Annotated in this window: 14 protein-coding genes and 1 pseudogene; all 15 read right to left on the bottom strand. The window is 36.0% G+C overall.

All coding sequences use genetic code 11. The features are described 5' to 3' along the window. Positions 1-649, bottom strand: a 649-nt coding sequence (locus V7014_RS05385) for a PaaX family transcriptional regulator (RefSeq protein ID WP_335504943.1), incomplete at its 3' end; no start/stop codon positions are given. 96 nt (positions 650-745) lie between these two features. Next, entirely contained in the window at positions 746-1,522 is a 777-nt protein-coding gene (locus tag V7014_RS05380) for an enoyl-CoA hydratase-related protein (RefSeq protein ID WP_335504941.1), read from the bottom strand. Positions 1,523-1,527: 5 nt separating this feature from the next. Continuing rightward, a pseudogene (locus tag V7014_RS05375) lies at positions 1,528-1,632 on the bottom strand (hypothetical protein); the annotation flags it as partial. Positions 1,633-1,639: 7 nt separating this feature from the next. Next, positions 1,640-2,752 carry an IS200/IS605 family element RNA-guided endonuclease TnpB gene (gene tnpB, locus V7014_RS05370; protein ID WP_335504939.1) on the bottom strand — a complete coding sequence of 371 codons (1,113 nt, stop codon included), beginning with the start codon at positions 2,750-2,752 and terminating at the stop codon, positions 1,640-1,642. Positions 2,753-3,128: 376 nt separating this feature from the next. Then, complete coding sequence (locus V7014_RS05365; RefSeq protein ID WP_335504937.1) at positions 3,129-4,646, bottom strand: aldehyde dehydrogenase family protein; 1,518 nt, start codon at positions 4,644-4,646, stop codon at positions 3,129-3,131. A gap of 20 nt (positions 4,647-4,666) precedes the next feature. Next, positions 4,667-5,440 (bottom strand): enoyl-CoA hydratase-related protein, encoded by a 774-nt coding sequence (locus V7014_RS05360; protein WP_335504935.1) that lies wholly within the window; start codon positions 5,438-5,440, stop codon positions 4,667-4,669. A 12-nt stretch (positions 5,441-5,452) separates the two neighbouring features. Next, positions 5,453-6,223, bottom strand: a complete 771-nt coding sequence (locus tag V7014_RS05355; RefSeq protein ID WP_335504933.1) for an enoyl-CoA hydratase/isomerase family protein — start codon at positions 6,221-6,223, stop codon at positions 5,453-5,455. Then, on the bottom strand, positions 6,223-6,525 hold the full coding sequence (locus V7014_RS05350; protein WP_335504931.1) for an EthD family reductase: 303 nt from the start codon (positions 6,523-6,525) through the stop codon (positions 6,223-6,225). Before V7014_RS05350 ends, V7014_RS05355 begins: the two co-directional genes overlap by 1 nt. Before the next feature lie 15 nt (positions 6,526-6,540). Next, entirely contained in the window at positions 6,541-7,041 is a 501-nt protein-coding gene (paaD, locus tag V7014_RS05345; RefSeq protein WP_335504929.1) for a 1,2-phenylacetyl-CoA epoxidase subunit PaaD, read from the bottom strand. 24 nt (positions 7,042-7,065) lie between these two features. After that, complete coding sequence (paaC, locus tag V7014_RS05340) at positions 7,066-7,875, bottom strand: 1,2-phenylacetyl-CoA epoxidase subunit PaaC (RefSeq protein WP_335504928.1); 810 nt, start codon at positions 7,873-7,875, stop codon at positions 7,066-7,068. Beyond that, positions 7,872-8,225 carry a 1,2-phenylacetyl-CoA epoxidase subunit PaaB gene (paaB, locus tag V7014_RS05335; protein WP_438824869.1) on the bottom strand — a complete coding sequence of 118 codons (354 nt, stop codon included), beginning with the start codon at positions 8,223-8,225 and terminating at the stop codon, positions 7,872-7,874. The genes paaC and paaB overlap by 4 nt, the downstream gene beginning before the upstream one ends. 21 nt (positions 8,226-8,246) lie before the next feature. Continuing rightward, positions 8,247-9,200, bottom strand: coding sequence for a 1,2-phenylacetyl-CoA epoxidase subunit PaaA (gene paaA / locus V7014_RS05330; protein ID WP_335504924.1), 954 nt, complete (start codon positions 9,198-9,200; stop codon positions 8,247-8,249). 87 nt (positions 9,201-9,287) lie between these two features. After that, entirely contained in the window at positions 9,288-10,613 is a 1,326-nt protein-coding gene (locus V7014_RS05325; protein ID WP_335504922.1) for a phenylacetate--CoA ligase family protein, read from the bottom strand. A gap of 522 nt (positions 10,614-11,135) precedes the next feature. Continuing rightward, positions 11,136-12,467, bottom strand: coding sequence for a D-arabinono-1,4-lactone oxidase (locus V7014_RS05320; RefSeq protein WP_438824871.1), 1,332 nt, complete (start codon positions 12,465-12,467; stop codon positions 11,136-11,138). Beyond that, complete coding sequence (locus tag V7014_RS05315) at positions 12,467-13,636, bottom strand: amino acid deaminase/aldolase (protein ID WP_438824870.1); 1,170 nt, start codon at positions 13,634-13,636, stop codon at positions 12,467-12,469. The genes V7014_RS05320 and V7014_RS05315 overlap by 1 nt, the downstream gene beginning before the upstream one ends. Positions 13,637-14,277: the final 641 nt, after the last annotated feature.

Genomic DNA, 14,277 nt, shown 5'->3' with positions numbered 1-14,277 from the left:
TCGTCCGTTCTACAAAACATTCTGCATCTGACATTTCTTTTTGTTGAATAATACTTTGATGAACAATAAACTTTTTACTATATATAGTGATGAATTGCTCATATTTTTCCTCTATCTCTGATAGAGACCAACTTCTTTCTACTAGTGATTCACTTTCCCGAGGTCCTTTATAATCAGAAACAAAGAAGTCAACATATGGCTTTATGTTATATTTTCCGATTAGAAGTTCTACTTCTTTTTCTAAATTATTAGGTGAAATCCAACAACCATTTGAAAAACTTCCAAAACCGCTCCAGTATAGTTCTTTTCTTAGTTCATCGCGAATTTGTCGTTTTTCTTCTGGAATGGTATACATAAGAATACGCCACTTTCCATCCCATTCATGGGAGTTGAGCTTAAATATCCTTTCAGCCGCTTCCTCAACTCGCTGTACACCACGTGGAGTTAAATAATAATAGCTTTTGTGACCTTGTTTCTCTGATTTCACCCAGCCTTGCTTCAACATACGTGAAACAGCAACACGAACAGCTTGCTCGTTATGCCCAAATTCTTTTAATAGTCTTATTAAACTACCAATCCAAATTTTATTTCCATAATGTCGAATATAGTCCCCATAAATCGTAAAAATCATCGATTGCGTATTGCTCATTTACATCTCACTCTTTCTGATTGCAAAGCATGTGTATATTTGTCGAATTTTATACCTTTTTCTATCATATCTAATATTTACCAAGGTCCGCAACAATTATCTACCCTTAAAACTTGCTTGTCTTCGCTCGCTAAAGGCTTGTAGAGCTTCTGTTCGATCCTCAGTTGGAATAATAAATTCATATGCTTTTGATTCTATAGCTAATCCTGTTTGTAAATCAACATTCATGCCTTGGTTAATTGCAAACTTAGCTTGGCGTAGAGCAATAGGTCCGTTCTTCAACATTTCTGAAGCAAGATTCTCGCATGAAGACATTAAATTTTCTCTTTGAACAACATCCATTAAAATACCCCATTTTAAGGCATCGTGACTAGAAAACTTTCTTGCTGTAAGTATTAGTTCTTTCGCTTTCATTTCACCTATTAATCTCGGTAAACGTTGTGTCCCTCCTGCACCTGGTATTATGGCCCAACTCGTTTCAGTTAATCCTAACGTTGCATCATCAACAGCAATTGCAAAATCACAAGCAATCATTAATTCAAAGCCACCACCAAACGCAAAACCATTTATAGCCGCAATTGTAGGCTGTGGTAATGCAGCGATATGATTGAATACATCTCTTATCGCTTTCACATTTCTTCTAACTTCTGTTTCATTTAATGTTTTACGTTCTTTTAAATCTGCACCTGCTGAAAACGCTTTGTCTCCAGCTCCTGTGAAAATAACAACACGTACCTCAGGGTCCAATTCTATAGTAGTTACAATCTCCTGCAATTCATGCAACATGTCATAATTAAAACAATTCAGCACATCTGGACGATTCAGAGTAACATATGCAATATAATTTTCTTTTATATACTGAACAGTGGTCATTATCCTCACTCCTTACTATTCTCTACAATTACGGATATCCCCTGACCTACACCAATGCACATTGTTGCTAAACCATACCGAGAATCTCGTTTTTTCATTTCTTGAACTACCCACCACTTANNTAGTCCCTACGGTTAGAAGCCTTATCGCTTCATTTTTAAGATTTTGTCCTGCGTTCATATCCCTGTCGTGATGTGTGCCACAAGAAGGGCAATCCCACTTACGAAGGTTTAGATTTTTAACGTCTTTGTTTTGATAGCCACAGCACGAACATAGCTGAGAACTCGCAAAGGTTTTAGACACCGCAACTACTTCTTTGCTATACCATTTTGCTTTGTATTCAAGCATAGTTCTAAATTGTGACCAAGACACTTCGCCAATCGCTTTGGCTAACTTGTGGTTTTTCAGCATATTTGATACTTGCAAATCTTCCATCCCTACAATATCGTGGTTTTTGATGATGTAAGTTGAGATTTTCTGCAAATAGTCTGTTCTTGCATGGGTGATACGTTCGTGGATTCTTGCAACCTTCATACGTTGTTTGTTCCAATTGGAAGAACCTTTCACACGCCTGGAAAGGATACGTTGTGTGGTTGCTAATTTTTCTCCAAGTTTGCGAAACCATTTAGGATTAGAGAATATTTCTCCCGTACTCAAAATGGCAAAGTCTTTTAGTCCAACGTCAACACCAACAGAAGAACCTGTTTTTTCAAATGCTTGTACGTCTGTTTCAGCAAGAATGGATACGAAATATTTTCCACTTGGATTTCTTCTAACAGTAGCATTCAGAATACGACCTTCTACTTCCCGACTTTTCGCAAAGCGAACAAGTCCAAGTTTAGGTAATTTGATTTTATGATCTACAATGGCTATATTTCCGTTCGTGTGCTTGGTTGTGTAAGACTGTAGTCTGTTCTTTTTAGATTTGAATCGTGGTGCTTTATTTTGTTTCTTGAAGAATCGAGTATATGAATCAGCAAGGTTTTTAAGTGATGATTGAATAGCAATACTGTCAACTTCGTTTAACCAAACCAATTCTTTCTTTAGCTGTGTTAGTTGGGAGGAACAAGCGTTGTAAGCTAACCCTTTGCCTGTGTGTTTGTACATATCAGTCCATTGAGCCAAAAAGTGATTGAATACAAAACGTGAACAGCCGATTGTTTTCGCAATTAGGATTTCTTGTTTTTTGTTTGGATAGATCCGAAACTTATATGCTTTGTTGACTAGCATTGATTTTCACCTCACTGCATGCCTTGATTTTCAATATATTTCTTAACTACGTTGATAGGAGAATTTCTTGACCGGTAATATCAGCCCTTCTCTTAACTAAGAATGATTTTATAACGAGTACGTTAATCGTTCAAAAAAAAACCTTTAGGCAAACGCCTAACCGACATTCATCTCCCACCTATTGTTGGGCTACGCCCTTCACACGATTGAGGAAGGAGTCTTCTGTCGGAAAATGATAAAATAGACATGCCTATGTTGTAAGGCGGCCTTGATGGAAATCTCCTTGTAGATTTCTATAAAGGAACGACTTATGCTCCAAGCATGTCTATTATCAATTGATTTTTTTCTAGTTATTCTCTACTCTAATAGTTTATATTTAAACTCCTAATGGATTTAGAGGACGACTTCCATAGTAAGACATGATACTCTTTGTTTCTGTATACAACTCCAAGGTTTCAATACAAAGCTCACGTCCAAAGCCTGATTGTTTATATCCACCAAAAGGCGTACCTGGGAAGGCAGAGAATGGACAATTGATCATCACGATTCCAGCCTGAATTTGATTAGCTACTCGAGTTGCACGGGCACCATTTCTCGACCAAAGTGCTGAACCTAAGCCGTACTCTGAATCATTAGCAAGTTTGACAGCTTCTTTTTCGTCTTTGAATGGCAAAATCACCACTACTGGACCAAATATTTCTTCCTGAACAACTTTCATATCATGATTTACATTCGCAATAACTGTTGGCTCATACCAAAATCCATTTTCGAATCCCTCAACCATTGCAGCTTTCCCACCAACAAGAACCTCTGCACCATCAACGATGGCCGATTTCACATATGAATCAATCACATCTAGTTGAGTTTGATCAATAATAGCTCCTACATGTGTACCTTGATCAAATGGATTCCCTAATTGAAGTTTCTTCGTTTTTTCAACAAATTTGTTTACGAATTGCTCATAAATTTCCTCCTGGACATATAGACGTGAACGGGCTTCACAAGACTGCCCTGAATTGTAGAAAATTCCATATAATGATCCATCTACCGCAGCATCTAAATCCGCATCTTCAAACACGATGTTAGGTGATTTCCCACCAAGTTCTAACGTTACGCGCTTCAGAGTTTGAGAAGCTCTTTCCATAATATTTTTCCCAATTGGAGTTGAGCCTGTAAAAGCTACTTTATCGACAAGCTTATGTTCAACAAGATAATTTCCTACGTCTGCTCCTGGACCAGGAACAATGTTTACGACACCTTCAGGTACTCCTGCTTCAAGACAAATTTCACCAAGAATAATCGCTGTTAATGGTGTTAAAGAAGCTGGTTTAACTACTACTGAACAGCCCACCGCTATTGCAGGTGCTATCTTCCAAGCAGCCATCATTAATGGATAATTCCATGGAATAATTTGTGCACAAACACCTACAGGTTCCTTTTCAGTATAATTATGAAATTGTCCAGGGATGTTATTCACAACGCCTCGATGACTTACTATTGCACTTGCATAGAACTCAAAGTCTTCAATCGCTTGCATTACTTGTCCTTGTGATGCTGAAAGAGATTTTCCTGTATCCAAAATCTCCAATTCTACTAATTCATTAAATCGAGCTCGCATGATCGAAGCAATTTTATTAAGAACTCGTGAACGTTTATTAATCGGCGACTTCTTCCATTTACCATTATCAAAAGCGTGACGTGCAGCTTGAATGGCTTTCTCCGTATCTTCTTTAGTTGCTTTAGCTACTTCCGCAATCAGTTCACCAGTAGCAGGATTGAATGTTTTAAAGGTTGAATTATCGCTACTGGCTACTTGTTCACCATTGATAATAAGATGATAGAGATTTCTTATCATCACTGGTTGTTGCTCTGATACATCTTTAATTGTTGACATATTGTCACACTCCTACTACATTATTTACCAATGAATGTTGGTTGTCTTTTTTGTAAGAAAGCCTGTACGCCTTCTCGATGATCTTTAGTTAACCCTGCAATTCGCTGTCCTTCAGCTTCTTTTTCCAAAAATGCTTCAAACGGAAGCTCTTCTGCAAAATGCATGTATCGTTTAATTAATCCAATTGCTTTCGTAGGCATTTGAGCCAACTTAATCGAAAATTCAGTTACTTCTTTCTCCCATGAATCCAACGGAATGACACTTGTTACTAAACCTAACTGTAAAGCTTGTGATGCTGAAACCTTTTCTCCCAAAATAGCTAACTCCGCTGTTTTAGCTCGACCTAGTAGTTTACTTAGAAAGTACAAATTTCCTGAGTCTGGAATAAGACCAACTTGAATAAAGGCATTTACAAAACTAGCTTTCTCTGAAGCTAATCGAAAGTCGCATGCTAAAGCTAAACTAAATCCAGCACCAGCCGCTACCCCATTAACCGCAGCAATTATCGGTTTTTCACATTGCGTTATTTGTTTAATCATCGGGCTATAATGTTGCCTAATAATTTGACCGTGATCCATACTTTCATTGACTTCTGATAGATCCTGACCAGAACAGAATGCTCTTCCTTCACCAGTAATAACGATACACCTTACTTCATCATCAGAAGCAGCATTGCGAACAGCTATTTTCACTTCATTATTCATTTTAGCAACAAAAGCATTTAGTTTATCTGGTCTATTCAATCGTAACCAAGCAACACCATCTACAACTTGATAATTAATGGTTTCAAACATCACATTACCTCCTTATTTCCCTTTAAATCTCGGCTTTCTCTTTTCAACGAAAGCCTGCATACCCTCTTTCTGATCGTGTGAAGAAAATAATAGGTAGAAATTTTTTCTTTCATATTGCATTCCTTCATATAAGGAATAATCCACGGCTTTATTTACAGAATCTTTTATTAATCGTAATGATAATGGCGGTTGAAGTGATATTCTTTTGGCAAATGTAAAGGCTTCTTCATCTAATAATTCTAATTCGACAACCTTATTCACTAGCCCATGTTCCTTCGCTTCTCGAACATGAATTCTTTCGCCAGTTAAGAGCCATTCCAATGCTTTTGTACGTCCTACAATTTTTGTTAATCGCTGTGTACCTCCTGCTCCCGGCATAACACCTAGGTTCACTTCTGGAAAACAAAATTCTGTGCCATTTGCAGCGATTAATAAGTCACAGCAAAGTGCCAATTCGAATCCACCACCGAAAACAAACCCTTTTACCGCTCCAATTATTGGCTTCTTAATCAGCGCTAATCGATCCCAATCAGCAAATTGATTAAGCAGCTCTAAATCAATCGTACCGTCTGTAGCCATCTCATCAATATCGGCTCCAGCTGAGAACGCACGACCATTTCCAGAGATTAAGATAACAGAAACTTCACTATTTCGATCAAACTCTTCCATCGTATCTACAATTTCTTTCACCATTTTACGATTTAATGCATTAAATTGCTTAGGACGATTCAATTTAATACATCCTATGTTTTCACAAATAGCCGTTTCGATGAAAATGGACATTATACTTCTTCACCAATCATTAAAGTTACTAATTCTCCAGCAAAGCCCATTAAATCTTTACCTGATGCTTTTCCTTCAGCAGAACGCATCCCTTGCTTCAATGCTTCGTGATCTTCATAATACATTTCACATAATAAATAGTAAGCTCCTTCTCCACCCATTGGAGAACCAACAATTTTTGTTACTTCCATTTTCTTTAGACCTGGAATTTTTTCTGTAATTGGAGCATGAACATTGAAATAATGCTCGTCGAATGCTTCCTTATTTTCCGGATGTTTATATAAAGCTATTAATTTAATCATTATTTTTTCCTCCTATTACATTAATATTGATACTGGTTTCATTGCTTCAAACGGATTTTTACAACTTTTACAATACAGAATGCTTCTACAAGCAGTTGGTCCGAAAATATTCTCTAAAGTTACATAAGTAGAACCACAATATGGACAATCTACATGCCATGAGCCATCTGCTTCTAATTGACTTGGCGGAGGTGAAATGCCAAACTTTTTCAAGCCTCTTTTTCCTTCATTTGTAATGCGATCAGATGTCCATGGCGGTGAGGTTAAAAACTCCACTTCTACCACTTCACAATCAGTTACATCTTGAACAGCACGTATAATATTGCTTTTAATGAAATCTAATGCTGGACAACCAAGGAAAGTTGGCAATACTTTGATTAAGATTGAGTTTTGCCGAATAGATATAGCCTCAACCATACCTAAATCGATAATACTAACAGTATCGATTTCCGGATCTTTTACATTTCTTAAAATATGCAACACTTCATTCTCTGTTATTTGTATAGGGCACTCCATTTCTCTCACCTCTTTATAGAAAAATTACCAAGCTGTAACTGGATCAGAGTTATACACTTCAGAAAGTGTTACAAGTGCATCGTCTATTTCACTTGTATGTAGTCCATTCCTTCCATTATATTGTTGGATTTTAAGCTCTTTTGGAACTTCTATACCTACAGATTCAAAAACTGGAGTAATCGCTGCAATCCACTTATCTTGTAAATCATCACCATCTAAAAGTCCTTGTTGTTTAATTGCTGTTTCTTGATTCCCTAATGAATACATATCACCAAAATCATTCCAAACTTGTTCTATCGCTTCTGACATTCGTGTTTTTGCTTGTTCAGTTGAACTCAGCAATTGTACAAACCATGTTCTCCAATGCATTAAGTGAAAATAAATTTCCATATTTACTTTCACAGCCACCTCTGCAAGCGGTTTATAACTGCTTAGTTTTAAAGCATCCATCTTCAATTTCTTCGCTTGTGTATAGAAATAGTTTCGTACTACTGCAAATGCCCAATCATATTGAGCGTTTTCCATGTAATACCCCGGTCCATTAAGACGTTCTACAATAATAGCGTTCTTTCTTTCTTGAGCTGGGCGAGCATGAGCTAAATCATCTGCTTTTCCTTCACCTAAATCTTGTAATAATCCATAGAACATAGCTGCATGCCCCATACTATCTTGAGTGATAGACGATGATGCTACATCTTCTTCAATATGAGGAGCTAATCCTAACCATTCCGAATTTCGAAACGAATATAAGAAATCATCGTCAGCTAATTGAAATAATAGTTCAACTAAAGCCGCTTTATATTCAGAACTCAAAGTTACGGAGTCTTGACTCATTTTTGATCCCCTCCTGCCCATGATAGAATTTCTTTCTCATCTAGCATCTTTTGCTCGTAATGACGCCATCTTTCTCTTAAATATCCGTAGCCTTTCGTAGTACGGTAATCTTTGTTATCTAATCGAACTAGCATTTGTTTATCTTCTGGTGTTATGGCTCCGATATCTTTGCGATTCACTACCCAAATATCTGCGACTGTTTCGCGACGCATGAAGTTTTCTTGAGCCATTATTAAAGCCATTTCTTTATTGGGGGCAAGTAAGCTGAATTGGTGTTGAAACGTGGAAGTAGGTGTTCGTTTACTGAAGACTTCATACTCTTGGTAAAAGGTTTTTTTATCATTACCCACTGGCATTAACCTCCTTTTCGATTAATGGATTGTTTCTGCTAAAGCGACACGAACCCATGCATTATTTTCATAAGACATTCTTCGCAACCTTAAACGATCTTGTGATCGTGGTCCTTGGTTTCGAATAATTTTCTTAAACTCATTCCAATCGGGTTGTTGATATATCCATTTTTGCTGTTCTTCATCAAAATGAATGGTCGGGTCAGGAATCGTTAAACCTAAAGACAGTATACGCGGTACATACTTCGTAAAAAACTTTTGTCGCAAGTCTTCATTTGTTTTTACACGAATCTTATATTTGATAGTCGTATCTTGCTTCGAAGTGCCGGTTGTTTCACTATCTGCAGGACCAAAGAACATAAGCAATGATTCCCACCATCGATTTAATGCATCTTGTACTAACTCTTTTTGTTCAGAAGTACCTTCTACTAATGCCATAATAATGGCTTCTCCATGCTGAGCATGAAAAACTTCTTCCGCACAAATTCTATGGAGAGCTCTAGCATACGGCCCATATGATGCATTCAGCATATTCGTTTGTGACATTATAGCTGCTCCATCAACTAGCCAACCAATTAACCCTGCATCTCCCCATGATTTAGTAGGCATATGAAACACATTGTGAAACTTTAAATCACCGTTGAAAAGATCTTGCATTAAATCTCCTCGATCTTTTCCATAAGGTTTGAGTAAATCTTCTGCTACCCTCAGCAATATTTGCCCGTGACCCATCTCGTCTTGTACCTTTGCCATAATTCCTAACTTTCGTCGTAAAGATGGTGCCTTAGGGACCCACTCCTTCTCTGGAAGCGCTCCCATTATTTCGCTAATTCCATGCATTGAAATTAACTTAATAAGCGTGGTCCTATAATCCTCAGGCATCCAATCATCTGCTTCAATCTTTTCGCCACTATTTATTTTTTGCATAAATAATTCAAGTTTTTGAGAATCTGATGATTCTGTAACAATCGTCATTATGAACACCCTTTTCATATAACGTTTTTATAACTGTATTATAATTTTCTGTTACATAAAAAGTCAATTAATTCAGAAAATATATTTTCAAACCGGTAATCCTTTCTTACGATGATCGATAATCCGAATTGCTTTTCCTTCTGACCTTGGAATACTTCCAGGTGCTTGGACTTTAACATTCATGGAAACTAAACAATGATTTTTCATATCGTGTTGTATTTTTCTAGTTACACTTTGAATATAATCACTCATCAAATCACCGTTACAATTTCGATATATTTGTTCATTTAATTCCACGTGTAATTCGACACGATCCATCGCATCTTTATAAAGCAGATGCACTTGATAATGCGGCACTAAATCTACATTACGAAGCAAACATTCTTCAATTTCTAAAGGAAACACGTTTACGCCGCGGATAATTAACATATCATCAATTCTGCCTTTTACGCGAGACATACGTATAGTAGTGCGTCCACAACTACATTTACCTCTAGAAATTGACGCTATATCTCCTGTTCGATATCGAATTATCGGTGAGGCTTCTTTCGTTAAACTGGTAAACACTAATTCTCCTTCTTCTCCATCTGCAACAGGCTGCAGTGTATCAGGATTAATCACTTCTACAATGAAATGATCCTCTGCAATATGTAACCCGTTCTGAGCTTCATGGCATTCCATTGCAACTCCTGGTCCCATTACCTCACTCAAGCCATATATATCACATGCTTTAATACCAAGCTTAGTTTCTAAAACTTTTCGCAACTCTTCAGACCATGGTTCCGCACCAAAAATCCCATACTTTAATGAACATTCCAGAGGATCCTTACCCATCCTTTCCATTTCTTCCGCAATTCTAAGAATATATGATGGAGTACCTGCAATTACCGTTGGTTTACACACTTCTATAATATTAATTTGACGGGTTGTATTACCTCCAGAAATCGGAATGGTTGTTATACCAAGTCTTTCTCCTCCATAATGAAGACCTAATCCACCTGTAAATAAACCATAACCATACGCATTTTGGAACACACTATCTACTTCCCCACCAGCTATAGCAATAGCACGTGCCACAATATCAGCCCAATGACTAATGTCATTTTGAGTGTATCCTACGATTGTTGGTGAACCACTCGTTCCTGATGATGCATGAATACGAACTACTTCTTTCATAGAAGTTGCAAACAATTCAAAAGGCTTGCTATTGCGTAAGTCAGATTTTACTGTAAGGGGTAACTTACTTATTTCATCTACTGATGTAATATCCTCTGGCTTTAATCCAAGTTCATCAAATTTCCTTTGATAGAAAGGAACATTTCTATAGACTCTTTTTAATGTTTCTTGTAACCGCCCGAGTTGAAGCGCTTTCATTTGATTTTGTGAATAAGTCTCAACTTCATGAATAATCATTAAATATCCCCCTTCCCTTAATTCTTTGCTCCTCTTTTCTAAAAGCTTGTAAGTTAAATCCGTTTAAACTGAAACTAGAAGCACTACTATTAGCTCAGTTAAACGGAAAATCAAACAATAATTTGAACCAATCCGTTAAAAGTTAATTTGTATGAGTCGGCAGCTTTTACATTATCCGTTTAAAAGCGTCCAACTACTGAATTCCAACTTACAAACCAAAATGTATATAACAAAAATACGTTAATTATAGTTATTTTGTTATATTTAGAAATAAGATAACACGAATCCCTAAAATTGTAAATATTTTCTGAATAATATAAAAATATACTCTTGTATTATAAAAAATACCGTTTAAGATACCAAAATAGTAAATATTTTATCTTATTAAAAACTCTTAGTTAGAATATAAAACAAATAATATCCATTCGTTATTATTTTGTTATATTACTTGTTAGAAAAAAAGACGGTTTTCCTTATACGATGGAACCCGTCTTTTTTTACAATATTTTTCGAATGATATACTTATAAACTCAATGCTTCTGGTTCACTTGAATTTGAAAATAAATCTGCTAAATAATCGTTAAGAAAAATGCCGTTTGGATCTAATTCTTTTCTTATATCTTGAAAGTCCGCGAACTTAGGGTATAACTCCTTCAAGTCTTCATTACTACGCTTATGCATTTTCCCCCAATGCGGACGCCCTTGATACCTCTTCATAATTTCTTCCATATCAGCAAAATACTCTTCGTAAGGCATTCCTTTATACATATGAAAAGCAATATAAAATGAATCTCGTTGATACGATGGACTAAGCCAAATATCATCCGCTTTTACCGTTCGACATTCTATTGGAAAATGCACATTATAACGTTTTATATTAATTTGATATCTTATTTCTCGTAAAACCACCTTTATATGCTCTATCGGAATGGAATACTCAACTTCTCTAAAGCGTACTAAACGTGGTGTAGCAAACAAATGATAGCTATGAGCTGTTATGTTTGCCTTGCCAACTGCCTTTGCTGACAATTTACTAAAAAAAGAGCTAGTTTTGGGAAAAATTCTACATGTTTCAGATATTATATAAAATAAGTAGTTTTCTAGGATAAGGTTTTTATAATGATGAGCCTTTAAGCTCTGAGGACTTTTTTCCGTAACATTCATTGTTTTTACTTGAACTAAATCTGAATACGGAAATAAATAAAACTCGAAATGACGATTTGAATGTATTAATGCTTCTAAATGTTTCTCCAGGTGATCATATGAAACTTTATCACTAACATATTCATATATTGGACTTTTAATGATTTTCACATTAACTTCCACAATTATGCCTAGCATGCCCAATGAAACGAGACTCGCCTTAAAATAATTAGGATGCTCTTTCTCAGACAATGTTAACAAATTTCCAGTTGCCGTAACTAATGTTAAGGCTATGACTTGCGTTGAAACATTACCAAATGCTAATCCTGTTCCATGTGTACCAGTGGATAATGCTCCTGCAATACTTTGAACATTAACGTCTCCCAGGTTCTCTTGAGAGTAGCCTTTCTTTCCAAGTGCTTCCCCTAAGTCATACAATCGTGTTCCTGCAAGTATGGTAGCAGTACCTTCTTCTTCATTCAACCCTACAATTCCACTTAATAAATCCAATGATATGAGCCACTCATTAGTTTCTACAATTTTTGTAAAAGAATGACCTGCACCTACTACACGAATCTTTTTATTATGTAAAGATGCATCCTTCACAATTGTACAAACTTCTTCGATTGAGCTTGGGTATATGATTTTTTCTGGTTTACTTATACTTGTGTGCGCCCAATTTTTCCATGTTTGTCTTTCAACAGTTTTTATCATAGAAAACATACTCCTTCCCCACGATACGTGTCATATCTGTCCAAAATTTGGCCATTTGATATGCATAATATCTCTTGAAAACGCTCACAGATTTCCCCGGCTTTCGCAGCTCGAAATACAATAGGATCACCAATTTGTAACTTGGCTTGTTCAAAGTAAACTGGAGTTTGTACCTCACCTGCCCCTTCTAACGACAAAAGTTTTCCTCCTTTTGGATAGACTGGTTGTGGAACTTTATCTTTTCCGGCAGGACCAGAAGCAATGTATCCACCACCTAGACAAGTGTATATATTAGGTGTTGGTATTCTAACTATCGGTAATGCAAAGAATAATGCTGGTTTATATTGAAAGGAAGAATAATAATCGAACAACATAGGAGAATAAATTCCTGATCCAACCGATATTTCTGTAACTACATCTTCACTTGAAGTAGAATCCACACTTCCGGTTCCACCACCATTTACGAATGTAAGAGTAAACCCTTCCTGTTGAAGAACCTCCACAATTTCCTTTCGCCTTGTTGCAATTTCATTTATTGATTTCCTCTTCATATATGCAACTACTTTGTTCTTCATTCTCTGGGAAGGCATCTGCTCTCCAACACCCGCAATCTGCGCCTCATAACCCATGACACCGATTAGTTCTAAATGCTCGGATTGTTTTATTTTTCTTGCTATTGCTAACACACTCTCTTCATCAGAAAGTGGGGATCTTCGGACACCAAAGTGTAGATTACCAAATTTCGTACTCATATCAACGTCAATGCAAAGATATAATTTACCGTTCACTTCTTTACCAATACGTTCAAAAAAATCAATGTGAACCTTAGAATCTACCATACAGATTATTTTCTTACCATTTTGATTATGCTTTGCAATTTCAAGTAATGCCTCTTTATCCCAACACGGATAGCCAATTAAAAGGTCATCAAAACCTTTTTCTATTAGAAATAATGCCTCACGGGGACTAAAGCACATCAGACCTTGGTACACGCTATCGGATGTTAGAATTCTTTGTAATACTTTAATCGAACGAATCGATTTAGTAGCAATTCGAATTCTTTTTCCATTTGCCTTTGCCGCTATGCTTTTACAATTACTTTCAAATGCAGCGTTGTCTAAGAGCAATGCCGGAAATGATATTTGTTTCATTAAATCTCTTGAAATCAATGAAAACACCACTTTTCTTCATTAATATAAAACTAGAATTCTTTCTATTGTAAGCGAAAAATAATCATTCATGAAGTTTATTTCTGAAAATTCAAAATAAAATGAATGGATTTCTTCCGTTTTAAATGACCAATCACCTAATCTAAAAGGAGCACAGATATAAAACTACTAGCATCTAGTCATATAGCAAATCCTGTTGTTTGATAGAAACGAATACTTAATGAAATTTCTTAAAGGTAAAGTATAGCCTACTAAGAAATGAAGTAAAATTACATGTCAAAAAGGTTTGATTTTTTACCATTAGCTTAAATAGGTAAAAAGAAATAGCTTGATATACCTATAAACATAGTGTATACTAATTTATAAATCTAACTTAGACTCAAACTCAAACAGCAAAAAGGACTTTAGATTAATTTCTAGAGTCCTTTTTGCATTTAAATGAAAATATGAGGGCACTCATTACCTCTTACTGGTAGTATGTATAACTTACTTATATTAATTTAGTTGGGCTTTTTCTATAAAATCTCATTTTTTAAGAAAGTCATTTTTCAATAATAATTGAAATGATGTCATCCAACTTAATAAATGCAACATCTTCATTTACTTCGATTAATCGTATTTTTCTATGTATGTTATTT

The sequence above is a fragment of the Bacillus sp. JJ722 genome, assembly GCF_036963345.1.
Classification (GTDB): domain Bacteria; phylum Bacillota; class Bacilli; order Bacillales; family DSM-1321; genus Bacillus_AD.
The sequence above is the reverse complement of the archived record's forward strand: the minus strand, read 5'-3'. Positions and strand labels throughout refer to the sequence as shown.

Bases quoted from the DNA above. Each gene is read 5' to 3' on its own strand.
- V7014_RS05380 (WP_335504941.1), bottom strand. From the start codon at position 1,522: ATGACCACTGTTCAGTATATAAAAGAAAATTATATTGCATATGTTACT.
- V7014_RS05365 (WP_335504937.1), bottom strand. From the start codon at position 4,646: ATGTCAACAATTAAAGATGTATCAGAGCAACAACCAGTGATGATAAGA.
- V7014_RS05360 (WP_335504935.1), bottom strand. From the start codon at position 5,440: ATGTTTGAAACCATTAATTATCAAGTTGTAGATGGTGTTGCTTGGTTA.
- V7014_RS05355 (WP_335504933.1), bottom strand. From the start codon at position 6,223: ATGTCCATTTTCATCGAAACGGCTATTTGTGAAAACATAGGATGTATT.
- V7014_RS05350 (WP_335504931.1), bottom strand. From the start codon at position 6,525: ATGATTAAATTAATAGCTTTATATAAACATCCGGAAAATAAGGAAGCA.
- paaD (WP_335504929.1), bottom strand. From the start codon at position 7,041: ATGGAGTGCCCTATACAAATAACAGAGAATGAAGTGTTGCATATTTTA.
- paaC (WP_335504928.1), bottom strand. From the start codon at position 7,875: ATGAGTCAAGACTCCGTAACTTTGAGTTCTGAATATAAAGCGGCTTTA.
- paaA (WP_335504924.1), bottom strand. From the start codon at position 9,200: ATGACGATTGTTACAGAATCATCAGATTCTCAAAAACTTGAATTATTT.
- V7014_RS05325 (WP_335504922.1), bottom strand. From the start codon at position 10,613: ATGATTATTCATGAAGTTGAGACTTATTCACAAAATCAAATGAAAGCG.